General features: G+C 70.7%; 20 protein-coding genes and 1 pseudogene. 10 read left to right on the forward strand and 11 right to left on the reverse strand.

From position 1 onward, the window contains the following. Positions 1-70: 70 nt before the first annotated feature. The gene (locus tag J2S41_RS12060) at positions 71-673 is read right to left on the reverse strand and encodes a TetR/AcrR family transcriptional regulator (protein WP_310366825.1); all 603 of its coding nucleotides are present in this window, start codon (positions 671-673) and stop codon (positions 71-73) included. A 251-nt stretch (positions 674-924) separates the two neighbouring features. Between J2S41_RS12060 and J2S41_RS12065 the strand changes: the two genes are divergently transcribed. Continuing rightward, on the forward strand, positions 925-1,662 hold the full coding sequence (locus J2S41_RS12065) for a hypothetical protein (protein ID WP_310366827.1): 738 nt from the start codon (positions 925-927) through the stop codon (positions 1,660-1,662). Between the two features lie 358 nt (positions 1,663-2,020). After that, positions 2,021-2,773, forward strand: coding sequence for a hypothetical protein (locus J2S41_RS12070; RefSeq protein ID WP_310366829.1), 753 nt, complete (start codon positions 2,021-2,023; stop codon positions 2,771-2,773). A 189-nt stretch (positions 2,774-2,962) separates the two neighbouring features. On the opposite strand, the gene J2S41_RS12075 is transcribed toward J2S41_RS12070, so the two are convergent. Continuing rightward, positions 2,963-4,945 (reverse strand): SpoIIE family protein phosphatase, encoded by a 1,983-nt coding sequence (locus J2S41_RS12075; RefSeq protein WP_310366831.1) that lies wholly within the window; start codon positions 4,943-4,945, stop codon positions 2,963-2,965. Between the two features lie 306 nt (positions 4,946-5,251). On the opposite strand from J2S41_RS12075, the gene J2S41_RS12080 reads away from it, so the two are divergent. The 3 genes from J2S41_RS12080 to J2S41_RS12090 are packed head-to-tail and all read left to right on the forward strand — an operon-like array spanning position 5,252 to position 6,989. Next, positions 5,252-5,377 carry a hypothetical protein gene (locus J2S41_RS12080; protein ID WP_310366833.1) on the forward strand — a complete coding sequence of 42 codons (126 nt, stop codon included), beginning with the start codon at positions 5,252-5,254 and terminating at the stop codon, positions 5,375-5,377. After that, positions 5,356-5,970, forward strand: a complete 615-nt coding sequence (locus tag J2S41_RS12085; protein WP_310366834.1) for a TetR/AcrR family transcriptional regulator — start codon at positions 5,356-5,358, stop codon at positions 5,968-5,970. The genes J2S41_RS12080 and J2S41_RS12085 overlap by 22 nt, the downstream gene beginning before the upstream one ends. Next, positions 5,967-6,989 carry an AF_0692 family protein gene (locus J2S41_RS12090; RefSeq protein WP_310366836.1) on the forward strand — a complete coding sequence of 341 codons (1,023 nt, stop codon included), beginning with the start codon at positions 5,967-5,969 and terminating at the stop codon, positions 6,987-6,989. Before J2S41_RS12085 ends, J2S41_RS12090 begins: the two co-directional genes overlap by 4 nt. Before the next feature lie 221 nt (positions 6,990-7,210). On the opposite strand, the gene J2S41_RS12095 is transcribed toward J2S41_RS12090, so the two are convergent. Genes J2S41_RS12095 through J2S41_RS12115 form a run of 5 tightly spaced genes read right to left on the reverse strand, consistent with a single transcriptional unit; the run spans position 7,211 to position 13,012 of the window. Next, positions 7,211-8,125: an ABC transporter permease gene (locus tag J2S41_RS12095; protein WP_310366838.1), complete on the reverse strand. Its 915-nt coding sequence runs from the start codon at positions 8,123-8,125 to the stop codon at positions 7,211-7,213. Continuing rightward, positions 8,122-9,162 carry an ABC transporter permease gene (locus J2S41_RS12100; protein ID WP_310366841.1) on the reverse strand — a complete coding sequence of 347 codons (1,041 nt, stop codon included), beginning with the start codon at positions 9,160-9,162 and terminating at the stop codon, positions 8,122-8,124. Before J2S41_RS12100 ends, J2S41_RS12095 begins: the two co-directional genes overlap by 4 nt. After that, positions 9,159-10,667, reverse strand: coding sequence for an ABC transporter ATP-binding protein (locus J2S41_RS12105; protein WP_310366844.1), 1,509 nt, complete (start codon positions 10,665-10,667; stop codon positions 9,159-9,161). Before J2S41_RS12105 ends, J2S41_RS12100 begins: the two co-directional genes overlap by 4 nt. Further along, positions 10,657-11,733: a BMP family ABC transporter substrate-binding protein gene (locus tag J2S41_RS12110; RefSeq protein WP_310366847.1), complete on the reverse strand. Its 1,077-nt coding sequence runs from the start codon at positions 11,731-11,733 to the stop codon at positions 10,657-10,659. The genes J2S41_RS12105 and J2S41_RS12110 overlap by 11 nt, the downstream gene beginning before the upstream one ends. Positions 11,734-11,791: 58 nt before the next feature. Next, on the reverse strand, positions 11,792-13,012 hold the full coding sequence (locus J2S41_RS12115) for a cytochrome P450 (protein ID WP_310366850.1): 1,221 nt from the start codon (positions 13,010-13,012) through the stop codon (positions 11,792-11,794). Positions 13,013-13,292: 280 nt separating this feature from the next. Between J2S41_RS12115 and J2S41_RS12120 the strand changes: the two genes are divergently transcribed. The 3 genes from J2S41_RS12120 to J2S41_RS12130 all read left to right on the forward strand — a co-directional run bounded on the left by J2S41_RS12120 (position 13,293) and on the right by J2S41_RS12130 (position 16,454). Beyond that, entirely contained in the window at positions 13,293-14,351 is a 1,059-nt protein-coding gene (locus J2S41_RS12120; RefSeq protein WP_310366852.1) for an LLM class flavin-dependent oxidoreductase, read from the forward strand. A 6-nt stretch (positions 14,352-14,357) separates the two neighbouring features. Continuing rightward, the gene (locus J2S41_RS12125; protein ID WP_310366854.1) at positions 14,358-14,522 is read left to right on the forward strand and encodes an SDR family oxidoreductase; all 165 of its coding nucleotides are present in this window, start codon (positions 14,358-14,360) and stop codon (positions 14,520-14,522) included. A gap of 1,299 nt (positions 14,523-15,821) precedes the next feature. After that, the gene (locus J2S41_RS12130) at positions 15,822-16,454 is read left to right on the forward strand and encodes a DUF4360 domain-containing protein (protein WP_310366855.1); all 633 of its coding nucleotides are present in this window, start codon (positions 15,822-15,824) and stop codon (positions 16,452-16,454) included. Between the two features lie 160 nt (positions 16,455-16,614). Here the strand turns inward: J2S41_RS12130 and J2S41_RS12135 are convergent, their stop codons facing one another. Then, a complete protein-coding gene (locus J2S41_RS12135; RefSeq protein WP_310366856.1) occupies positions 16,615-17,736 on the reverse strand; it encodes a 5-methyltetrahydropteroyltriglutamate--homocysteine S-methyltransferase in 1,122 nt (373 codons plus the stop codon). Between the two features lie 58 nt (positions 17,737-17,794). On the opposite strand from J2S41_RS12135, the pseudogene J2S41_RS12140 reads away from it, so the two are divergent. Next, positions 17,795-17,992: pseudogene (locus J2S41_RS12140) on the forward strand (IS5/IS1182 family transposase); the annotation flags it as partial. Here the strand turns inward: J2S41_RS12140 and J2S41_RS12145 are convergent. Then, entirely contained in the window at positions 17,963-18,973 is a 1,011-nt protein-coding gene (locus tag J2S41_RS12145; RefSeq protein WP_310366859.1) for an alpha/beta hydrolase, read from the reverse strand. The pseudogene J2S41_RS12140 and the gene J2S41_RS12145 sit on opposite strands and share 30 nt — an antisense overlap. 423 nt (positions 18,974-19,396) lie before the next feature. Further along, positions 19,397-20,293, reverse strand: a complete 897-nt coding sequence (locus J2S41_RS12150; RefSeq protein ID WP_310366861.1) for a LysR family transcriptional regulator — start codon at positions 20,291-20,293, stop codon at positions 19,397-19,399. Positions 20,294-20,518: 225 nt separating this feature from the next. Between J2S41_RS12150 and J2S41_RS12155 the strand changes: the two genes are divergently transcribed. Beyond that, positions 20,519-21,502 (forward strand): LysR family transcriptional regulator, encoded by a 984-nt coding sequence (locus tag J2S41_RS12155; protein WP_310366864.1) that lies wholly within the window; start codon positions 20,519-20,521, stop codon positions 21,500-21,502. Between the two features lie 285 nt (positions 21,503-21,787). On the opposite strand, the gene J2S41_RS12160 is transcribed toward J2S41_RS12155, so the two are convergent. Further along, on the reverse strand, positions 21,788-23,320 hold the full coding sequence (locus J2S41_RS12160) for an amidohydrolase family protein (protein WP_310366866.1): 1,533 nt from the start codon (positions 23,318-23,320) through the stop codon (positions 21,788-21,790). Between the last annotated feature and the right edge of the window lie 78 nt (positions 23,321-23,398).

Raw genomic sequence — 23,398 nt, forward strand, 5'->3', positions numbered from 1 at the left:
GGACCGATCCATGCCGACGCGTTTCACCGGCGCCGCGAACGACCGCTGGCGCGGACTTCGGGAAAGATCGTCATTGGTGGCCGGGGTTGAGGGCCGGCATGAGTACGTCGTCGACCATCGAGACCACAATGGTCTCGTTGAGTCCCTCGTGGTGTAGCAAGACGCGGTGGAACGCGATCGCGGGTATGAGCGACACGATCAGCTCGACCGGTGCCGAGGACCTGACCGCGCCACGGAGAGCCCAGCGCTGGATGACCGTGCGTAGCGCCTCCGTGGGCGGTCGGCCGATCGACTCAAGTGCCGTAGCCCGCAACTCGTCGGTGTGCGTCGCCTCGGCCAGGACTGTCGCCAGCATCAGCGCGGTCCGGGTGTTGGGCGAGACGTAGTGCCGGGCGCAGGCCAGCAGGTCCTGGCGTAATGATCCCTCGTCGGGCACCACGACCTCGGCCAGCAGGCTTTCCGCGGCGGCGATGACCAACTCGGTCTTGCTGCGCCACCGCCGGTAGATTGCGGCCTTGCCCGTGTGTGCCCGTCTGGCGATCTCCTCCAGCCTGGCGGCCGCGAAGCCGCTCTCGATGACCACCTCCACCGTGGCCGCCAGGATGGCGCGTTCGAGTGCGGGGTCACGCGGGCGCCCCGCCGGTGTGGGAGTGCGAGAAATGTCGGAGACCACCTAGCCATCTTACGGGACCGACAGGTACCGTAACCATTACGGTACTGGTGAGTCCCGTAATGGGCGGGTGTACTCCAGCGAGGTCACGCGGCAGTTCGACCCCCGCCACGGGCCTTGGCCGCGAGCGCGGAAGGAGGCGTGATGCACGCGGGAGGGAACAGTCCGCCGAAGGCGCCGTCCGCATCGGATACGGCACGGTCTTGTATCTCGCGAGGTGCCGTCGTGGGCACCATCAGGAGAGGGAGCTTCTCATGAATGACCGGGGCGATGCCCAGGCCGCCGTGACCATCCTCGAGGACCGGGACCTCGTCGCCGTCCTTGAGCGGTTCGAGTTCGGCGATCCCGGACCGGACAAGCCCTCGATCGCGCCGCCGACCAGGACGCCCTCGGTGCGTCCCGAACAACGAGCCGCGCTCGACGCTGTCCTTGCCCACCTGGAGCGCGATCACAGCTTCCACAAGGACGCCGTGGCAGGTGTTGTGCTGCTCGGCCGGGATCACAACCGGCTCGCCGTCTACACCCAGTGGCGCACGCCGGACAGTGGCCCACCTGTCGAGGTCCCGGCCCCGTGGTCGGTGGCCGACGTCCTTCTGCGGGCCGAGCCGACCACCCGGGTGCTGGAAACGAGAACCTACACCGTCGAGTTCACCCTCGGACATCGCCAGCCGAGACACGCGCGAAGGCTGGGCGGGCCACTGGTGCACTTCGGCATGTTCTCGTTCCCGCCGGCCGAGCAGGACGTGCTGCTCGGCCTGGCGCGTCAGCACGCGCCCGGCAGCCTGGTGACTCCCGGGCTGACCAGTGTCAACTTTCACCGCAGTCTCGACCGCACCCGAGCGCTGAATCTGGGCGTGTGGGAGTCGTTCGACAATTTCATGAAGCTGCTCGACCAGCCCGGCTTCACCGACGAGCAGGTCTACTGGGAGGGCGTCGCGCAGTTCCACCCCGACTACTTCGACGTCGCCCACGCCTGGGGGCCGGCATCGTGAATCGGGACGCCAGTGAGCGGGCCGAGGTGCCGGCGGCCGTCACCGATCTGCTCATCTAGCGCGGTCCTGAAAGCGGTCACTTCCGAAGCGGTGCTCACGCGGACGAAGGCGACCCGCGCGACCGTCTTCCGGCACTGGCCCAACGGCCGTGCTCCTCTGCTCGACGTCCCCGCCCGGCTCCCGCGGGGATGCGTTCCTCGCACCCTGGACGGGTGGACGGCGCCTTCGTCAAGCGCCTGGTCGACGCCTGGATGCGAATGCACCAACCCCCTACAAATCCATGAAACCGCTCGTGCATGCAGACGAATAAGGGAGGACGGCAATGCCGGTAATCAACCTGGACAAGGGTGTACCGAGGGTGGAACTCGTGCAGCCGAACCCGTACGGATATGTTCTCGTCCTGGCCGAGGTCGATCCCGCCTCGGTGACGACCGACGTGGACCGGGTCGAGGACATACCGCTCCGGGCGGACACCCCGTCGGCCAGCGCCAAGCGGGCCGCGTTGCACGAAAGTCTGCAGGCCGCGCGCGGCAGACTCGCCGGGCTGGACCGGGTCCGCGCGGTCTCGGTCTTCGAAGCGGCGCTGTTCCCGCCGGAGAGGCCGGGCCGGCCCGCCCCGGGCGGCTCGTGGGGACGTCCGGCCCGCTACGACAGCGTCATGCTGATCGAGACCGGGAGCCCGGCGGAGGCCGAATCGCTGCTGTCCGACCCGGTCTTCGGTGAGGTACGTGCAACGGTCGAGGGTGGCAGCACGTACACGAATGTCCTTCCGGTCAGAAACGTCAAGAAGGTTGATGACGTCGACCGTACGAAGGATGGCGTCTTCCTTTTCAACTTCTTCTTCGCAACCGATAGGGAGGACTTGCTGGATATCTGGGATTACACGGCTGGATGGTGGCTGGCCGAGGGCAACATGCTCAACTCCGAGTTGATGATGCCCCTCGGGATGTCCGACTACGCCATCATCAACAACGCGCGCTGGGACGACTGGGACGACGCCCACCCGGCCGTCCACGCCTTCCGCAAGGCCGGCTACCGGGAATTCGTGATGGCCAACCTCGACGCGAGCGGGGCGACCGCGATGCCGACGCTCTACCGTTTGGTGGCGTGACACGCGCCTGATCGTCCGCGGCACTTTCCGCGGCGTGACCGGCGCCGAGATGCGGGCCGCCGCAGGGCAGGTCCTGGTCCTCGACCTGCGGCAGGTCGACGTCGTCGCCGGGTACGGTCCGGCGCGTCACCTTCGCCGCGGCACAACGTCGCCGGGCCGGCCCGGGTCCGCAGCCCTGCCCGTGGCTGTTCACCGGTCGGCGTCGTGGGCGGGTGATCCGGTCGTGGTGTCCGGGTCGCTGGTGTGGTGGGGCAGGTCGACCAGGGTGGTCACGATGTCGGCGGGGCTGCCGGGTGGGGCGTAGAGGCGCAGCCTTCGGCCGTTGGCGTTGCTGCGGGCGGTGAGCTGGTGCAGGACGGAGACGCCGGCGCTGGCCAGGTGGGTGACGCCGGTCAGGTCGACGGTGAGGTCGCGGGTGCCGGTGGCGCTGGCGGTGCGGATGGCGTCGTCGACCTGCGGTGCGGTGTGGGCGTCGATCGGTCCGTCGATGCGGATGCGGGGCGTCGGCGCGGACGGCTGGTCGAGGATCAGGAAGGGGTTGGCCGGCTCCGGTTGGGGCGGTCGCACACCGGAGGCGAGTTCTTCGGCGGTCAGCAGCCGGGCGGGCCGCGACAGCGGATGCTCGATCGTGGCTACGGTGCCGTCGGCGATGGGAGTGATCCGCAGGGCGTCGACGAAACGGCTGGCCATGGTGAGGCCGAGCCCGCGATCGGCGGAGGGTTTCGGTTCGCGCCATCGCCCCCGATCGCGGACGTCGAGGTGGAGGTGGCCGGAGGCGGTGAGCGTGGCGTCCACCGTGATCGGTCCTGGGTAGGGCTCGTCGAGATAGGCGTGATCGAGAGCGTTGGTGGCCAATTCCGTGACGCCGTGCTGGATCGCGGACAGGTCCGCGTCGGTGACCGCCAGCGGTGTCAGCCAGCCGGCGATCTGTTGCCGCAGCTCGTTGAGGGCCCTCGTGTCGGCCGAGACCCGGGTGTGGAACGGGGCGGCCGGTTCCGTTCGTTGCGCCGCGAGCAGGGTGATGTCGTCGTTGTGGCCGGTGACCCGGACCAGCATCTCGAGGCTCTGCTGGCACACCCGTTCGGCGGCGGTGGGTTCGTGCAGGGGCAGCGCCCGGCCGGCCGCGGCGTCGGCCGCGGCCCGGGCCAGCTCGACGGTGCTCTGCGCGAGCGTGCGGCCCGGCCGTTCCAGGATGCCGTCGGTGTAGAGCAGCAGCATGTCGCCCACCTCGAGGCGATCGTCGGCCACCCGCACCTCGACGGCCCGCGGTGCTGCGGCGCCGCCGATCGTCACCCGATCGGTGGACACGCCGAGGGGTCCGTCGCCGGTCGGCGGCAGGTACCGGGCTTCGCCCCGACGGGGGATGAACAGCGGCGGCGGGTGCCCGGCCGTGCAGTAACACACCTCGCCGGTGGCGGGGTCGAGGATGACGACGCAGACGGTGGCGGCGTACCCGCCGCGGGTCCGGGCCGCCAGCCGGTCCACCTCACCGATCGCCGCGACGATGTCACCGGTGGCGGCCAGCCGCTCGCTGAGCAGCACCCGCAGCTGCCCCATCGTCGCCGAGGCGGCCAGGCCGTGACCGACCACGTCGCCGACGATCAGCGCGGTCCGGCCGTCAGGCAGCGCCAGAGCGTCGAACCAGTCACCGCCGGCGGCGGTGTCGGCATCGGCCAGCAGATAGCTGGCCGCCACCTGGACCTGCGGCAACACCGGCACCCCGGCGGGCAGCAGCTCACGCTGCATCGCATGGATGACGTCCCGGGCCGCGGCGTAGCGCCGCTCCGCCTGCTCGACGGCCGCGGCGGCCGCCTGCCGTTCCCTGACTCTGGAGGTCGCGTCGGCGAGATCGACGACCAGCCCGGTCACCGCGCCGTCGGGGCCGAGGACCGGGTTCACGTTGAAGTCGACGAAGATCTCCACCGTCTGCCCAAGATCCGGCCGGTCGATCTGCGCCCGGAACTCCCGCAGCGACGCCGGTTCACCGGTCGCGTACACCTGATCGTAGATCTCCCAGATCTGCTGGCCCAGCGACTCGGGAAACACCTCCCGGATCGGTACGCCGATCATCTGCGTCCGCCCGGCGTACGCCCGGTACGCCCCCGTCGCCGCCACGACCCGCAGGTCCGGCCCGCTCATCGCGATCACCATCAGCGGCATCTGGTCGAACACCTGCCGCACCGTTTCCGCCGAACCGATCGTCCGGTCCAGCGACTCCTCAGGACCCTCGCCGACCATTTCTGCGCCTCCAACCGGTTTGACCACCCCACGCGACGCCTCATATTCAACCAACCTCGCGATCAGCCACCCTCGTCCGGCGCGGCCTGTCGACGCCTGGGTGTGAGGCACCGGCCCGCGGCGCCACGACGCTCTCCGGAGCCGCCACATCAGGCAGGGCGAAACCGGTCGGGCTGTGCGCTGCGGCGCCGGTGGCGGTGCGCGGTTGCTTATTGCTCGGCTGAGCAATAAAGTGGCGTCATGGTCACCGATCCGAAAGACGTGCCGCGCTCGCGCGTCGGTCTGCGGTTGGTCGCCGCCGCGTGGTCGGTGCGTGATGGCCGGGCGCCGGTGCCGGGCGGGTTATGGCGCCGCGCGTCCGGCTGAGCGCGGAGGCTCGGCGGGCCCAGATCGTCGACAGCGCGATCGAGGTGATCGCCGCCGACGGCTTCGCCGCGGCGACGTTCGCGCGGATCGCCGCGCGGGCCGGCCTGTCGAGTACCGGGCTCATCTCGTACCACTTCGCGGAGCGGGCCGACCTCATGCGCGCGGTCGTGGCCTCGGTCTTCGCCAAGGCGTTCGCGTTCATCCGGCCGCGCATGGACGCCGAATCGTCGCCGGCGGCGGTCCTGCACGAGTTCATCGTGGCGAGCGTCGAGTTTTACGCCGCTCACCCGCAGGCCATCGTCGCGCTCACCGCGGTCCGCGGAAACCTGCGCCGGGCCGACGGCCGGCCCGAGTTCGGGCCGGAGATCCACGAACCGGAATTGGATCAGCTACAGGAGTTGATGCGCGCGGCGCAGCGCGCGGGACAGATGTCCACGTTTGACACCCGAGTGGCGGCGGTGAGCCTGCGCGCCGCGCTGGACGGCGCCGCACTGGAGATGTCCCGAGCGGACCGATCCGATCCCATCCACTACGCCCGTGAGCTCGCGCGGCTCTTCGCCGCCGCGACCGGCCAGGAGGTGGAACCACCGTGAGACGTCAACTGCCGGCTTTGCTGCTTTTCCTGCTCGCCCCGGTGATCGGGGAATACCTGCTCGGCAACCTGCCGCTGGGCTCCGCGGACGCACTGGCGGTGTACCTGCCGCTGGTCTTCCTCTACGGCGCCGGCGCCGTCATCATCCGCGAGTGCACGGTCCGCGCCGGTCGTGGCTGGCCGACACTTCTGCTCCTCGCCCTCGCCTACGGCGTCGTGGAGGAGGGCATCATCACCCAGTCGCTGTTCAATCCGGCGTACGTCGGACTCGAACTCAACGCCTACGGCGTCATCCCCGGCACCCAAACCGGCGCCCCCTGGGCGCTGTACGTGCTCACCCTGCACTCGGTGTGGAGCATCGTCGTGCCGATCGTGCTGGTCGAGGTGTTGTTCCCCGGCCGGCGGCGGCAGCCGTGGCTGCCGTGGCCGATGCTGATCCCGGCCGGCATCGTCTACCTCCTCGGTGCGGCCCTGTTCGGCTTCGGCACCTACGTCCAGGAAGACTTCCTCGCCGGGCCGGGCCGGCTGGCCGTCGCGGCGGGCATCGCCGTCACGCTGGTGCTCGCCGCCTTCCTCCTCCCACGCCGGCGCACGCCGAACGACGCCACCACGCGCCCGGGCACGCCGTGGCGGGCCACCGTGCTCGGCGGCATCGCGTTCGCGGCCGGGTCGGCGTTCTTCCTGCTCTTCATCCTCGGCGTCAGCGAGCGGATGCTCCCACCGTACGTCCATGTCGCCGCGACCTTAGCCGTGATCATCGGATTCGCCGTGGTGGTCCGGATCAACACCGCACGCCCCGGCTGGTCCGACGCCCACCTGTTCGCCCTCGCCGCCGGCGGCGTCCTGACCTACTGCTGGGGCGGCGTAGTCGTCCAGTCCAGCCAGTACGACTACGGCCCACTCACCGCAACCGTCCAGTTCACGCTCATCGCGGCCGCAGTCACCCTACTCGTCCACATCGGACGGCGGACGCGCAAACCCTCCACGCCGAGGTCCCCCAGCACCACACCCACCCGCTGACCACCACGACCGCGACCGGTGAACCCACGCGCTGATCGCCGAACACCCGCACCGGCAGCACGGGATGGCGATCTCGGCGAGTCAGGCCGGGCGGATACTGCCCGGTGCCGACATCACACCCCACCGGGTACGGGGGCCGGCTCCACCGCCCGGTGATCCCCGCCGACCGGTGACCTGTGCTCGCCGAGCACGTTCCGGCCGGGCCGAAGAAGTCTCATTGCTCAGGAGAGGCGCCGGAACGGCTGCGCCAGGGCTCCGGGCCGGCGCCGCCGGGTGCTGAACAGCAGCATCGCGAGGAGGGCGAGCAGGTACGGCGCCGAGACGAGCAGCTGCGAGTTGACCGTGTACCCGAGCGCGGGCAGGGCCAGGCGCAGCGCGTCGGCGAGACCGAAGAGGGCGCAGCCGGCGAGGGTACGCCCGAGGCGCCACCCGCCGAAGATGACCGCGGCTATGACGAGGTAGCCACGGCCCGCGGTCATGTTCTGGTTGAAGGAACCGACCTCGCCCACGGCGAGGTAGGCGCCGCCGAGCCCGGCGAGGCAGCCACACCACAGCAGCGCCTGCCGGCGCCGCAGGTTGACGCGGATCCCGTTCATGTCCGCCGCCTCCGGGTTCTCGCCCGCGGCGCGCAGCTCCAGCCCCCAGCGGCTGCGCTCCACCAGCCACCACGTCAGCGGCACCAGCGCGAGCAACAGGTAGACCGGCCAGCGTTCGACGAACAGCGGGGCGCCCAGCACCGGCAGGTCGCGCAGCACCGGCACGCTGACCTGCGCGACCTGATGCCGCCCCAGGTCGCCGACGGTGACCAGGTAGCTTGTCAGCCCGAGCACGAGTGCGTTGAGCACCAGGCCGACGACGAAGGTGTCGACGTGCCAGCGGTGCGACAGGGCGCCGTGCACCGAGCCCACCAGCGCGCCGAGCGACACGCCGGCGAGCAGGCCGACCGTGGCGCTGCCGGTGAGATCGGCGACCGCGATCGAGCCGAAGGCCGCGCCGAGCATCATCGCCTCGACGGAGACGTTCAGCGTGCCCGCGCGTTCGGCGACGTACTCCCCGCACGCCGCGAAGGCGAGCGGCGCGGCGAGCCGGATCCCGCTGGACAGGACGGTCGCCAGATCCACGGCGACGTCACTCATGCGATCACCGGCCGGCGGCGGATGACGGCGGGCGCGACGAACGCCAGGGTCAGCAGCGCCTTGACCACGTCCACCAGGTACGGTGGCACACCGGTCGCGGCCAGGAAGCCGCCACCGGCGCGCAGCACCGCGAACAGCCCGGCCACCGGGATCGTGAGCAGCGGCTGGTTGCGGGCGATGAGCGCGATCAGCAGGCCGTCCCAGCCGATGTTGATCGAGATGTCGGGCTGCAGCCGGTTGGTGCTCAGCGGGCTGGCGAGCAGCATGGCGCCGGCCAGGCCGGCGAGGGCCCCGGAGACGGCCAGGGCGCTGCCGCCGACGGCCGCGACGGATATGCCGGCGTGGCGCGCCGCGACCGGATTGAGTCCCGCCATCGTCAGCCGGAATCCCCACCGCGTCCGGGCCAGGGCCACCGCCACCAGCAGCGCGACGACGAGGGCCACCACAAGCCCGAGGTTCAGCTGCAGGCCGGGGTGGTCGCCGGCCGAGCCGAGCAGGGCGCCCGAGGGCAGCTTGTTCGACTGCGGCAGCGCGGCCCCCGCGCCCCACCGCGACTCCTGCAGCAGCCAGGGCGTGGTGACCGCGAACGCCACGGCCTGCTGCGCGAGGAATGTCATCAGCAGCGTGCTCACCGCGATGTCCACCCCGCGCAGCCGGTTCATGAGTGCGCTGAGCCACGCCCACGCCCCCGCGGCCAGCGCCCCGGCGAGCAGGACGACGAGCAGCAGGGCGGGTCCGGGCACGGCCAGGCGCAGCCCGGCGGCGGCGCCCGCGAGTGCCCCTACGAGTACCTGCCCCTCCTGACCGATGTTGAACGCGCCGGAACGCGCGCTGCAACAGGCCCCGACCGCGACGAGCAGGAGCGGCGCGGCGTACAGCAGGGTCTGGCTGATGGCCGTCGCATCGCCGACGCTGCCCTGGACCAGCGCCCGCAGCGCTGCGGCGGGGGAGCCGCCGGTGACGGCGATGAGCAGGCCGGAGAGGACCAGTGCCGCGGCGACGATCGCGGCGGTCCACCACGGGCCGGTACGGGTCACGCCGCGCCCCCGATGAGCAGGCCGAGCCGTTCCGCGTCGGCTCCCGCCGTGGGCAGCTCATCCACGATCCGCCCGCGGAAGATGACGGCCATTCGCGTGGCGAGCGCCAGGATCTCCTCCAGCTCCGTGGAGATCACCAGCACGGCGATGCCGTCGCCCGCGCAGCCGCGTAGGCGTGCGTACAGGTCCTCGACGGCGCCGACGTCGAGGCCGCGGGAGGGTTGGGCGGCGATCAGCACCCGGGGCCGGCCGGAGAGCTCCCGTGCCAGCACCACCCGCTGCTGGTTGCCGCCGGAGAGGCTGCGCAGCGGCGCGTCCAGCGAGGCGGCGGTGATGCCGTACTCGTCGGCGAGCGCTCGCGCCCGCCGGCGCAGGCGCCGCCGGTCGATGAACACGCGGCCGCTGACGTCGCCGAGCCGGGTCATGACGAGGTTCTCCGCCACGCTCAGGTCGAGCACGACGCCGGCGTGGTGCCGGTCCTCGGGCACGATGCCGAGACCGGCGGCGGGCAGCGCGCCCGGCCGGCGCAGGTCGACGGGGGCGCCGGCCACCTCCACCGTGCCGGCGTCCGGGATGGCGAGTCCGCTGAGGACGTCGCCGAGCGTCTTCTGACCGTTGCCTTCGGCGCCGTACAGTCCGACGACCTCTCCGGAGTGGACGGTGAGGCTCAGGTCGTCCAGGCCGGGCCGCACGGTCAGCCCGGCGAGCCGCAGCGCTCGCGCGGGCGCCGCCGGGGCCGCCCGGGTGATGGCGTGGGGGAGCACGCCGACCGCTGCGCCGGGCGTCACCTCTCGGCCCACCATCTCCCGGGCGAGTTCGGCCTCGGTCGTGGCGGCCGTTGCCCGGCGCAGGACGACCCGCCCGGCGCGCATGACGGTCACCCGGTCGGTCGCCATGGTGATCTCTGTGAGCTTGTGGCTGATCAGGACGACGGCGCGATGTTCGGCCGCGACGATCCGGCGCAGCACGGTGAACAACTCGGCCGACTCGGCCCGCGTCAGCACGGAGGTGGGTTCGTCCATGATCAGTACGGCCGGGTCGCGGCGCAGGCACTTGAGCAGCTCCACGCGTTGCCGCTCGCCCGCCGACAGCGTGCCGACGCGGGCGTCCGGGTCGATCACGAGCCCGTAGCGCTCCGCCACGGCACCCACCTCGGCCCGCGCCGCCGCCCGCCGGACCGGCCCGGAGAGGCCGAGCACCACGTTCTCCCACACCGTCAGCGGATCGACGAGGCTGAGGTGCTGATGCACCATGCTGATGCCGAGAGCCGCCGCCTGTCTCGGCCCCGTGACCGTGACGGCGCGACCGTCACGCTCGACGGTGCCGGAGTCCCGCGTCTCGAGCCCGAGCAGGATGCGCATCAGGGTCGACTTGCCCGCGCCGTTCTCACCGAGCAGACCGTGGATCTCGCCGCGTGCGACGGTCAGGTCGACGTCGTCGCAGGCCACCACCGTGCCGTACCGCTTGGTGATCCCACGCAGCCGCAGAGCCGGTTCAGGAGCCAAGCTTCCGCACCTCGGCCGCCGGGTCGATGGTGCCGTTGCCGATGCCGGCGATGAAGGCCGCCAGCTGGGCGTTCTGCTCGGGGGTGCCCTTGCAGAGCTTCACGGTCGGGTACGGGTCGACGCCCAGCTGCCACGTCTTGGTGACGCCCATCTCCAGCTTGCCGGCGGCGTACAGCTCCAGCGCCGCGGCGAAATAGTCGCCGGGGTCGAACAGCACCGACACGTCGAAGACGGGGCTGGTGGAGGCGCAGCGGTCGGTCCCGGGCGTCAGCGTGATCGCCCCGGCGGAGTTGGCCAGCGCGGTCGCGACGTCGGTCGCGCCCCCCAGGTACGGGTAGATCGCCCCGACCCCCTGGCTGAGCTGCGCCTGCGTCGCCTCCCGGGCCTTGCCGGAGTCGTCGAAGTCGCCGGTGTACGTGGTGACGAGCGTGGCGCCCGGGACGAGCTCGCGGATACCGGCCAGGAACGCCGTCGAGGCGATCTTCGTGAAGTCGGCCTCCGGGCCGGTGACGAAGCCCGCCTTGGTGGTGTTCCGCGCCCGCATGAGCAGGCCCGCGGCGTACCCGGCGACCAGCATCGACTGTTGCGGGTCGTCGCTGGACAGCATGATCCTCGGGGTTTGCGCGACGTTGGCGGAGGACGGCACGTACCAGGCGGTCTTCGCGCAGACGGCCTCCTCGGACGCCGGGATGGCGTCCTTCAGCTCGCTGGCGCCGATCGCCACCATGTCCGCGCTCTGCCGGCACAGGGCCCGGGCGGCGGTGAGCGCCTCGGAGACCGGCACGCTGCCCCGTTTGATCACCGTCCAACCCTGGGCCTGGGCGAACGCCTCGGCCTTGACCACGAAACTCTCGTAGTAGCCGTTGTCGTTGATGTCGCCGGGGCTGAGCACCCCGATGATCACCTTCCCGTCACCGTTGACGTCCGGTTCGCCGGGCAGCAGGGTGCCGGTGCTGCCGCCGGGCGCCGCGGAAGGCGCCGGGGTCGCGGTCTCGTCGTTGCTGACGCACGCGGCAAGCGCGGCGATCACGGTGCCGGCGGCGATGGCTGCCAGTGCTCTCCTCACTCGCCCAGTCAAACTCATCCCCCTCGATTGCGTAAGTCCCTTATGGATTTTCGTCGGCTCACCAGCGCACATCGAGCCGGAGCGGCCCGCGCACGTTGATCGAGCGGCGGATCGGCGCCGTCTCGCCCGCCGCCACGCTCAACCCCGGCAGCCGGTCGGTGAGCACCCGCAGCGCCACGCGCGCCTGGACCCGGGCCGCCGCCGCGCCCGCGCAGGTGTGCACCCCGGCCCCGAACGCGAAGTGCCGTGCCGGCTTACGGGTCACGTCGAAGCGCCCGGCGTCCGGAAAGCGCTCCTCGTCCCGGTTCGCGGACGCGAACACCACCAGCACGTCCGCCCCCCGCGGAATCTCCACGCCGCCGATCGTGGCGGCGCGGGTGGCGCGGCGGAACATGGACGGGACCGGCGCCTCGAAACGCAGCACCTCCTCGACCGCCCCGGCGATCAGCTCCGGCCGGCGGCACAGCAGCTCCCACTGCGGCGGATGGCCGGCCAGCAGCCGCAGGGCGCTGCCGATCAGATCCGCGGTGGTGATGTGCCCCGCGCCGAAGGTACTGGTGATCGTGGCGACCAGCTCCGCCTCCTGATCCGCCGTCAAGGGCGCGTCGCCGTCCGCCAGCGCGGCCGTGACGTCACTGATCAGGTCCCCGTTCGGCACCGTGCGCCGCCGATGCGCGTACCGGGCAACGAGCCGCTGGAACGCGACGACGGCCCGGGCGGCGGCCACCTCCTCGGCCTCGGTCAGGTCGGCGCTGCCCAGCCGGAACAACGACTCGCTGCCGTCCCGCGCGGTCGGCACGTCATCCGGCGCGAACCCGAACATCGCGGTCGCCGTCAGCAGCGGCAGCGGCTTCGCGAATCGCGCGATCAGATCGGCGGCACCGGCCCCGGCGAAGCCGTCCACCAGGGACTCGGCGCGCGTCCGCACGCCCGGCTCCAGGCCCTTGACCCGGCCGGGCGCGGTCAGATGCCTCGTGTACGGCAACCGCAGCCGGCGGTGCGCCTCGCCGTCGGACGTGACATGGTCCGGCCGTTGCGGAAACCCCTCGGCCAGCACGGACAGAGTCGCCGGGTACAGCGGCCGGATGGGCCGCAGGCTGTTGACCGACGAGAAACCCGTCCAGTCCTTGAGCACCGCCTCGACATCGGCGAACCGGGTCACCAGCCAGGCGTCGACCCGCGGCGAGTAGAACACCGGCTCCCGGCGGCGCGCCTCGGCGTAGAACGGATACGGATTCTCGGCGTGCGGGTCGTAGCTCTCCGCGAGATCACTGAGCAATGTTCCACCTGGCCTGTGTGGTCCTCGCTCGGCGCAGGTCAACCGTCGGCAACCGCCGGTTGACTTACCACCTGGCGGCTCCTCGAGTGACTGCCGGCCCATCGATGATGAGCCATGGCCGAGCGGCCGGGCAACAGATCCGCCGACTCCGTCGCCGACGGGACGCCGGCCGAGGGTGAAATGATTTACTAGCCGGAAACAACTCGGATTCGGGGGTGTCGATGAGGGGTAGGCTCGTTAAGGCCATCGACGACGGGGACGAGCCGATCCGGTGCGCGCCATGAGCGCCGCGGGCAAAGAGTTCGGCGTCTTCCTCCCGATCGGCAACGGCGGCTGGATGATCTCCCGGTCGGCGCCGCATCCCGAGGCGACCTACGCCTACAACCGCCGGGTGGCGCTCGACGCCGAGGCGATCGGGCTCGACTTCATCATGTCGATGGCGAAGTGGAAGGGCTTCGGCGGCAGCACCGACCACTGGGGCCGCACGCTGGAGTCGATGACGATGATGTCGGCGCTGGCCGAGGCGACCAGCACGGTCAACATCTGGGCCACCGTGCACGCGAACGTCTTCCACCCCGCACTCGCGGCCAAGATGTTCACCACCCTGCAGGACGTCTCGGGCGGCCGGGCCGGGATGAACATCGTCAACGGCTCCTACGCCGCCGAGTTCGCCCAGATGGGCCTCTGGGATCCGGCGCTCTCGCACGACGAGCGCTACCGGATGACGGAGGAGTGGCTGGTCGCGGTGACCCGGCTGTGGACCGAGGACACGGTGACGATGACCGGAGACTTCTTCACCCTCCGGGAGTGCGAATCACGCCCGCATCCGGCGGTCCGGCCGACCCTGATCAGCGCCGGCCGGTCGGAGAAGGGCCGCGAGTTCCAGGCGCGGTACGCCGACGGCGCCTTCCTGAGCGCCGACAACCTCGACCAGATGCGCGACTACTCGCGCTCGGTCCACGACCGGGCCGCCGACTTCGGGCGCACGGTCAAGACCTACTCGATGCTCACGGTCGTCCTGGACGAGACCGACGCGGCCGCGGCCGCCAAGGCGGCCCGCTACGGCGAGGGCCTCGACAAGGTGGCCCTGGCCGGCATGCGCGCCTCGTGGGGCATCCCACCCGACGTGGCCCGCGACTGGGCCGAGGGCGCCACCGGGGAGGAAGCGTTCCAGACGGCCTACGTGACCGGTCGCCCGGAGACGATCACCGAGCGCATCGCGCACATCATGACGGCCGCCGAACTCGACGGCCTGATGCTGGTCTTCCCGGACTATCACGCCGACCTGCGCCCGTTCGGCGAGTCGGTCCTCCCCGCCCTCCGCCGCAGCCTCGCCTGACCAGCTGTGCGACGACCCGGTCCGGTCGCGGTCGATCTGGAGCGGATTCCGGCCGGCCGGTGGGGACGCGGCAGCGACCTCACCGGCAGCGCCGTCTTCCTGAGCTCCGCGGCCTCCGATTACGTCTCCGGCATCGTCCTGCCGGTGGACGGCGGCTGGCTGGGACGATGACCGCGAGCGGGCCCGGTGCGGAGGGCCGCCACGACCGGCGGCTTCCCGGCCTGTGCCGTTGTGCGGACGGTGGCGGGTCGCTCGCCGACGCCGGGGTGCGGCAACCACATCCGGTCATCGGTCAGTACCGGCGACGCCGAGGTATGAGCCTTCATGCCAGCCCTTGCAGGTCACGCCTACGGTCCCGGCCCGGACCGGGACCGGCGAGAGCCGGTCGAGCAGCGCCGTGGCGTAGTCACCCGGCGCCTGTACCAGCGGCGGCTTGGCCGGGGTCCGGCCCGCGTGCCGCGCACGGCCGCGTACCGGATGTCATCTGGCAATCCGTATCGCCCTCCGGATAGGACGGATATTGTCATGGTCCCGAAGCCTGATCTCGTATGCCGCAGTGCGCGCCGGGGCGACCGATCAGGAGTTCCGCATGACAGACGATCTGCTCACGCCCGGCACGGGCCGGCCGGCGCACACCCGTTGGCGCGGGCGGGTGGCGACGCTGGCGGTGGCCGTTGCTGTCGTGGGACTGTCTGGCCGCGTCGGTGCGGGGCCGTACCTCAGCCGCTACGACCGCAGGCGGCGGCGGTGCGGACGGAGCGCACGTCAGCAGGGCCCAGGGGGCTGGGTGAGCTGTGCCGGGTGCTGTTGCGGCATGCACCCGCGGGACCCGTTCGCGGAACCCTGTCAGACGCCCGAACTCTGCCGCCCGACCGTAAATGCCGCAGGACACGACCAGAGCGAGAGGTTGAACGACTAACTCGGGCGCGTCAACGTGCCGACCGGCACTGCTGTGGTGAACCCGAGCTGGTCCTGGGCGTGCTCGCCGAGGTCTTGTAGCCCGGTCGATGATCGCGGCGAACGACGACGCCCAGGGCCGGGACGACACAGACCGCGCTATCGGCGCGGGTCTTCGGACACCCCGCCCGCGACAGAGACGAATCGGGCTGCTGCCCGAAATGATGCAATGTGCTCTTCCTCACTCTTTTTTCCAATATCCAATGTAAACGGGCCGGTGCTGCGGACCGTCCTGGTGCTTAAGCGCCCATGTGGTCTACGTCGTCGATGTCGACCGTAACGATCACTTGCAGAGAGGAGCCGCGCATGACTGGTGGTGCAACACCCGCCGCCGGCACTCGAGCCTCGGCTACCAAAGTCCCGCCGCCTACGAAGGCGGCCCCGTCATCAGCCTGCTGCCCGCTCGCAAGGTAGCTCAGAGATCACGTCAGCGACTCTGTCCATCAAAACGGGTCAAGCCCACCACACATTGGAGCAAGCATGCGAAGCATCTCGGCGTGGAGTGGCGCCGTCATGAGCGTCGTCACCGCCACGGCTGTGGCCACCGCGCTCACCCCGGGCGTCGCCGCCGCGGACCCCACCACCCCGCCCCCCGTTCCCACCCCGCCCCCCGCGCCCACCCTGTCCTTCGGCGAGGTGGTGATGAACGGCACCGGCTGCCCCGGTCAGGGCGACTGGGTCGGCGTGACGGTGGGCGGCGGGAAGGTGGTACTCGACTTCACCCGTTTCACCGCGCGCGTCGGCGGGACCAGCACGCCGGCCGACCGGCGCAAGAACTGCGCCGTCAACATCAGCGTCACGCCGGCCGAGGGTTACACCTACACGGTTTCCGAGGCGACGTACGACATCGCCACCGACCTGGTCGACGGCACGGACGCCGAGCAGCTGGCCGCGTACTACTACAGCGAGAGCGCCGCGGACACCACGGTGGTGCCGGCGAAGCACTACACCACCACCGGGCCGTCGACCGACACCCACGTCCACGACGCCGCGGCACTGGCGCCGCTCGGCACCGCGCCGTGCGGGCGATCGAGTGCGGTGAACGTGAACAGCCAGGTGCGCTTCACCGCCGCCTCCACGGCGGAACAGGCCAGCACGATCACGGTGAACCGCGCGGTGGTGAAGCTGACCGCCGTACCGTGCTGACCATGTCCCGCTGATCCACCGATGCGGAGCCGGGCGTGTCCGCGCTCGGCTCCGGGTCAGGCCCGGACCGCGATGACCACCACGGCCCTTGCCGCCCACGCGTAGTCGGGGGGTGGATTTTCGGGGCGCCGTCACGCTTACCGGGCAGGAGCGTGAGCGGTCAGCCCCAGATGTCCTCCGCGGTTTCGGCGATCAGCCGGAGTTTGGCGACCTCCTCGTCGTAGGTGAGCACGTTGCCCTCGACCGTCGAGGAGAAGCCGCACTGCGGGGAGAGGCAGATTTGGTCGAGCGGGACGTATTGGGCGGCCTCGTCGATCCGGCGCTTGAGGGTGTCCTTGGATTCGAGGGCGCCCTTCTTCGTGGTGACCAGGCCGAGGACGACCATTTTGCCGGGCGGGACGAAACGCAGCGGGGCGAAACCGCCTGAGCGTTCGTCGTCGTACTCCAGGAAGAAGCCGTCGACGGCCAGCTCGCTGAACAGGGCTTCGGCGACGAAGTCGTAGCCACCTTCGGCTGCCCAGGAGGAGCGGAAGTTGCCGCGGCACATGTGGGTGGTGACGGCCAGGCCGGCGGGGCGGTCGGCGATCGCGGCGTTGATCTGGCGGATGTAGCGCAGGTGCTGATGTTCGGCGTCGTCGCCGCGTTCGTCGAGCAGCCGCCGCTGAGCGGGGTCGTTCAGGTAGGCGAGGCTGGTGTCGTCGAGCTGCAGGTAGCGGCACCCCAGGCCGGCGACGCGGCGGACCTGTTCGGCGTAGGCGGCACTGAGGTCGGCCCAGAACCGCTCCTCGTCGGGGTAGACCTTCGGGTCGATGGCCGCGCGGCCGCCCCGGTAGTGGACCATGCTGGGCGACGGGATGGTCAGCTTGGCGGTGACGTCGTCAGCCACCTCGTCCGCCAGGAAGGCGAAGTCGTCGCCGAAGATCGTCTCGGTGAGCCGGACCGGCGCGTCGATCGCCAGCGCCGCCGACTCGAAATCGAGCTCGCCCTGCTCGTTGCGGAAATGCACCTGGATCTTCTCATCGGTGGGACGGATCCCCCCTAGGCGGTAGATGAAGTCCATGTGCCACGAGGTACGCCGGAACTCGCCGTCGGTGGCCGAGCGCAGACCCACGTCGCGCTGCATGCGGATCACGTCGCGGATGGCGTCGTCCTCGATGGCGCGCAGCTCGTCGGCGCTGATCTCGCCGGTGGCCTTCTGCTCGCGCGCTTTGAGCAGAAGGGCTGGGCGGAGCAGACTGCCGACGTGGTCGGCACGGAACGGCGGGGTGTCGCGCAGCGTCATCGTTGATCCTTCCGTCGAATCTACCCTGCTCGATACGCTACCGCTCGCGAGCGGATCAGCGTCGGCCGTGTTATCCGGCCCGACCCACGACCTGACCGCCGTGCGGACCCACGGCATCATTCCGGCGCTGACCGGGGCGAAGTGATGACCTTCGCCTAAGGGCTACCAGGGCGCCGCCGGCACCATCCGGACGCCATTCAAAGGGCACCGCCACCGGCGAAAGCGGTCACGCCGGCGGGGAGCCGTCAACCGCGCCCCCGGCGAACACGGTTCGGCCGGTGGTGCCGAGGGCCTCGCGGAGGAAGCCGATGGCCTGCTTGATCGCGGCGTCGGCGGCACGCGTGGTGCGTAGCGTGTTCAGCATGACGAAATCGTGAATGGTGCCCTGATAGCGAACGGCGGTCACCGCGACGCCGGCCGCGCGCAGCTTCGCGGCGTACGCTTCGCCCTCGTCGCGCAGCACGTCGGCCTCGGCGGTGATGACCAGTGCGGGTGGCAGCCCGGCCAGCTGCTCGACGGTGGCGCGCAACGGTGACGCGGTGATCTCGTTGCGCTGTGTTTCGTCGGTGGTGTATTGGTCCCAGAACCACTGCATGGCATCCCGGCGCAAGAAGTGGCCCTCCGCGAACTGGCGGTACGACGAGGTGTCGAAGCTGGCGTCGGTGACCGGGTAGAACAGCACCTGGGCCGCGAAATGCGGCCCGCGGCGCTCCTTGGCCATCAGCGTCAGCGCGGCGGCCATGTTGCCGCCGACCGAGTCGCCGGCGACGGCGAGGCGGGACGGGTCGAGGCCGTTGGCGGCACCGTGCGCGGCGACCCACCGGGCAGCGGCGTAGTTCTGCTCGATCGCTACGGGATACCGTGCCTCGGGAGAGCGGCTGTACTCGGGGAAGGCGACCGCGGCGTGCGCGCCGACCGCCAACTCGCGCACGAGCCGCTCGTGCGTGTGGAAGTCGCCGAACACCCACCCGGCGCCGTGCACGTAGAGGATGACGGGAAGGGTGCCGGTCGCGCCTTCCGGTCGCACGATCGTGAGCCGGAACGCCGTACTCCCATCGGACAGGCTGATGTCCTCGGCCGTGGTGTGGGGCATGTCGACCTCGCCGCTCTGCACCTCGTCGACCACCGCCCGGCCCTGCTGCGGGCCTAGTTCGAACAGGTACGGGGGGTTGGCCGTCGCGTCCGCGAACGCCTGCGCCGCCGGTTCGAGAATGACAGTGCTTCCGGTCGTCTCCATCGCAACCTTCCTCGGGTCGGGGTGCCGACGGCCCTCCCGGTCCGCGGCGCCGCACAGCGGGCCGGGCCCGCCGTGGCTGAGCATCGCCGGTGAAACCATGCGACCGCGGCTCATCGCGTGTCATCGTCAGACCGGGTCCCGCCGTCGCTCAGGGAGGCTGATTCATAGACTCTGAGCTGCAAGTATTCGGTAATCTGACCGTTTTGATCAGTAGTGGCGCACGCGGTGACAGCCGTATCGGCGGGCGGGGCAGCTGTTGCCGGATTCCTTGCCGTGGTTCCCTCGGATCGTGTCAAGCCCGTGGCAACCGTGAGCCACGGCAGGACCATTCGATAGGCGAGGTCGGGGATTCCGTCGACCGGGTTGACCGCGACGGCGTAGACCCGCACCGACTGGATTGTCTCGACGCTGTTCGTTCCGCACTCAGTCGGCGGTCGCCGGGCTGGGGAGGCACGTCAGTGCCGATCTCCGGAACTCCTCCACCAGGCTGTTGTCCTCGTCCGGGCGGGTCAGCATCACGGCTTGGCAGGGCGGGATGCCGATGATCGGGATGGTGACCAGGTCGGAGCGGCCGAGTCCATTTCGATCGCCACGGGGATGGATGACGACGGCCCGGCCGCTGGCGACCAGCTCGAATTTGTCCTGGACCGTGTGGACGGCCGTGCCGGCGAGGAGCCGGCCGCCTTCCGGGCGCTCCGGCCACCAGAAGGCCAGCCATTCCGCGGAGGCGCCGGGAATAACCAGGTCCACCATCGGTTCGTCGGCGAAGTCGGCCATGGTGACCGAGGCCCGCCCCGCCAGAGGATGGGATGCGGCGACCACGAGTACGCGCGGATCGTCATAGAGGAACGTGACGTGGCAACCCTCGATCGGAAAGGCGAGCGGCTGCCACGCGACCACCACGTCCACCCGGTGTTCCGCCAGGGAACGGGCATCCTCCCAGGTCAGATAGCGGGTGTGGATGTTCGCATCGGGATGACGCTCCCGCAGGTCGTGGACGGCCGGTGTGATGAAGAAGCCGGGCGCGTAGCCGATGGTGATCGATCCCGGCCTCGGTGCGGCCCGGACGTTGGTGACGGCGTGCCGGGCGGACTCGAGCAGATGATTCGCCTCCGTGAGGAAGACCTGGCCGGCCGCGGTGAGCTGGCTGCCATGGGGGTTGCGGTCGAACAGCCGGGCACCGAGCTGTTCCTCGAGACGCTGAATCTGCCGGCTCAGCGAGGGTTGCGCGACGCGCAACTCGGCGGCGGCTCGGCCGATGTGCTGATGCTTGGCGACGACCGTGAAGTACCGCACCAGGCGCAAGTCCAGGTCCACCATGCCTCAAGATTCTAACTGGCCTCACAACATGCCTATCGTGCATAAACCGTATGCAGAAAGGGTCTTGGATGGGTGTCCCCGGAGGCTCCTACCGTCGTGACGGCTACCGCCTGCGGCGGGCGCACCCGAACGCCGCGGAACCGCGCCTGTCCCGGGCCTGGTCTCGTTCGACTGGTGTCGATACGAGGCGGTATCACCACGACGATCCAGGAGGCGTGACTGCGGATGCCCGGCTTGACGAATCGCGGTACGAACGCGCGGCCGTCCTCGGCGATCATCGCTTCCGGCCTCATCCCGAAACTGACTCTGTTGGTCGCCATGACCGAGCGCGGCCACCTGAGCGCGGCGGCGGACGTGGCGGGCGTACCGCAGCCCACGGCGACCCGCTGGATCGCGGCGCTGAGCCGGATGGTCGGCGTTCCGCTGACCCGCCGGGCCGGCCAACGCGTCGAACTGACCGCCGCCGGCCGCGCGCTCGCGGAGAGCGCCCGCACGGCCCACGCGGTGATCGGCGCCGGGGTCGCTCGAGCGTACGAGGCCGCCGATCCCGGTCAGGGGCAGGTGCGATTCGGATTTCTACGTACGCTCGGGGTGCGTCGTGCACCGGAGCTGCTGCGGGGTTACCGGCTGGCTCATCCGCGGGTGCGGCTGACCCTGGTGCAGGCGGCTCATGAACAACTGGTGGCCGCTCTGCACGAAGGCGCCGTCGATGTCGCGCTCAGCGCGGTGCGCCCTACCGACGCCGATGTCGTGGCCGTGGAGATGTTCAAGGAGCCGTACGTGTTGGTGATGCCGGCGCAGCATCGGCTGGCCCGGCACGAATTCGTGCGACTGCCCGAATGTCGTGACGAGAACTTCGTGGGGTTGTCGCAAGGCATCGCCATACGGCGCAGCGTCGACGAGATTTTCAACGCCGCACGGGTACGGCCGAGGTATGTGTTCGAGACCGAAGAGGTGGAGACGGTCCGGGGCTTGGTGACCGCGGGTGTGGGGGTGGCGGTGTTGCCGGCACGGCACGGCGGCCCGCTGTCCGGATCTGTGGAGATACCGATCGCGCCGCGTACGTACCGGCAGATCGGGTTGCTGGCGTCGGGGCGGCGGACACTGGAACCGGTCGCGGAACGATTCCGTCAGTGGGCGCTGCAGCAGGCCGCCGACGGCCACAGCACGGCGCCGGTCGTACTGAACGGGTTTCGACGGCCCCTGTAGTACCGGGGCTCGGTCGGGCGACGCGGAGTGGTGCGCCGCGGCGGTCACCGGGGACCGCAGGTTTCAGCAGCTCACCACCCAGTCGCGGATGACGTGCGCTCGGCGATTCCCCGGGACTCCTGTCGCACCCGGCTTCCTGATCGCGGACGCCGCCGGCAGCGGGCGAGACGGGGGCCGCGAGGTCGAGGAACGGTCCTGGCCGACAGCCGCGTGGTCCGTCCAACGCTGCCGGGAGCCGGTGGAGGCCCCGGTGGCCTGGCGGTATCGGAGCCTCCGACGTGCTGGTCAGCCGAGCTCGTACGGTCCGGGTCGCTGAGCCTCGGCCCACTGCCGCTCGCCGATCCGCTCGCGGAGGTGGTTCAGGCTCGCCTCGGCGAGTCGGCGTGCCCGGGAGAACGTGTCGCCGAGCATGCGGCCCTGGTGCTTGAGGACGCGGCCGTCGACCATGACGGTGTCGACCTCGCCGCGTTGCGCGTGGAAGACCAGCTGCGACACCGGGTTGATCAGCGGCACCATCGACGGGGTGTCGGCGCGGACGAGCACCAGGTCGGCCAGCTTGCCGGGGGTGATCGAGCCGAGCCGCGCGCCCAGGCCGAGCGAGTCCGCGCCGCCCTGCGTGGCGAACCGCAGCACGTCGGCGGTACGCAGGTTGTTGTTGAGCACGGTCTTGTCCTGCGCGTGCGCCCGGTAGTGGTCGATGCCACGATCGGCGTTGAGCGTCGCGCGCATGGCTGCGAACATGTCGGCGCTCCACCACACCTGCGTGTCGCTGGACAGCGAGATCGGAATCCGGTGCGCGTGGATGCGGCCGGTCGGTGGATAGCCCTGCCCGGCGTTGAGCTCGCTCTCCGCGGCGATCGACACGGTGCCGCCGGACCCGGCGATCAGCTCGTAGGTGCTCTCCGACATGGTGCCGCAGTGCACGTACGTGTTGGTCGGCAGCAGGAACCCGTTGTCGCGCAGGTTCAGGATCTGCTCGTCGGCCATCCAGCCGCGCACCCCGGAGTGCATGGTCACCGGGAGGTGGTGCGCGCGGGCGAACTCCCAGGCCGGACGTTCCGGGAAGGCACGCTCGGTGCCGGTGCCGTCCCAGGCCAGTTGCAGCGTCACCAACTGGTCGGTCGAGGCGAACCGCTCCCGCTGCAACCGGGCCACGTCACCCTTGGTCACCCACTCCTGCGGGGGCGCGAACGAATATCCGTACGCCAGCCGGGCGCGGGCCCCGGAGTCGAACAGGCCCTCGGCCTCGGCGATCGCGTACTCGTAGCCGCGCAGGTCCTGGGACCAGTCGACGGTCGTCGTGACGCCGGCGTCGATCGACTCCACCATGGACAGCAGCGCTGCGGCGTACAGATCCTCGGGCCGCCAGAAGGCCGCCCAGCGCTCGTAGATCCAGCCGAAGTAGTTGCCGATCGTCCACTCCGCGCCGAGTCCGCGGATCACGGTCTGCCACATGTGCCGATGGGTGTCGATCATGCCGGGCATGACGATCGCGCCACGCCCGTCGATCACCGCGGCGTCACCGGGCACCGACAGGTTGCGGCCCACCGCGCGGATCGTCCGGCCGATCACCAGCACGTCGCTGTCGTAGCGGACGCCGAGCCTCGGGTCGCCGGTCAGCACGGTCACGTTCCGGAACACCACCGGGCGGCCCTTCGCGAACGAGGGCGCGGGTCGCGGGGCCGCTTCCGCCCGGGCCGGAGCGGTGGCCGTGACGATCCCGCCGGCGGCCGCGGCGGCACCCGCCGCCGCGCCGAGCAGGGACCGGCGCCGCAGATGCGGGCCACCCGCGTCGGCCTTCTCCCAATCCTTGTCCATCTCCGCCTCCATACGCATCTCGTCGCGAGCCTGAGCGCTGCCTGTGACGTGCCGGGACGTTAAGGACCCCGATCGGGT

Source organism: Catenuloplanes atrovinosus (assembly GCF_031458235.1).
Lineage (GTDB): Bacteria > Actinomycetota > Actinomycetes > Mycobacteriales > Micromonosporaceae > Catenuloplanes > Catenuloplanes atrovinosus.

Coding starts and splice junctions, on each gene's coding strand:
- J2S41_RS12065 (WP_310366827.1), top strand. CDS start 925: ATGAATGACCGGGGCGATGCCCAGGCCGCCGTGACCATCCTCGAGGAC.
- J2S41_RS12080 (WP_310366833.1), top strand. CDS start 5,252: ATGGTCACCGATCCGAAAGACGTGCCGCGCTCGCGCGTCGGTCTGCGG.
- J2S41_RS12085 (WP_310366834.1), top strand. CDS start 5,356: ATGGCGCCGCGCGTCCGGCTGAGCGCGGAGGCTCGGCGGGCCCAGATC.
- J2S41_RS12095 (WP_310366838.1), bottom strand. CDS start 8,125: ATGAGTGACGTCGCCGTGGATCTGGCGACCGTCCTGTCCAGCGGGATC.
- J2S41_RS12120 (WP_310366852.1), top strand. CDS start 13,293: ATGAGCGCCGCGGGCAAAGAGTTCGGCGTCTTCCTCCCGATCGGCAAC.
- J2S41_RS12130 (WP_310366855.1), top strand. CDS start 15,822: ATGAGCGTCGTCACCGCCACGGCTGTGGCCACCGCGCTCACCCCGGGC.
- J2S41_RS12135 (WP_310366856.1), bottom strand. CDS start 17,736: ATGACGCTGCGCGACACCCCGCCGTTCCGTGCCGACCACGTCGGCAGT.
- J2S41_RS12145 (WP_310366859.1), bottom strand. CDS start 18,973: ATGGAGACGACCGGAAGCACTGTCATTCTCGAACCGGCGGCGCAGGCG.
- J2S41_RS12150 (WP_310366861.1), bottom strand. CDS start 20,293: ATGGTGGACCTGGACTTGCGCCTGGTGCGGTACTTCACGGTCGTCGCC.
- J2S41_RS12155 (WP_310366864.1), top strand. CDS start 20,519: ATGCCCGGCTTGACGAATCGCGGTACGAACGCGCGGCCGTCCTCGGCG.
- J2S41_RS12160 (WP_310366866.1), bottom strand. CDS start 23,320: ATGGACAAGGATTGGGAGAAGGCCGACGCGGGTGGCCCGCATCTGCGG.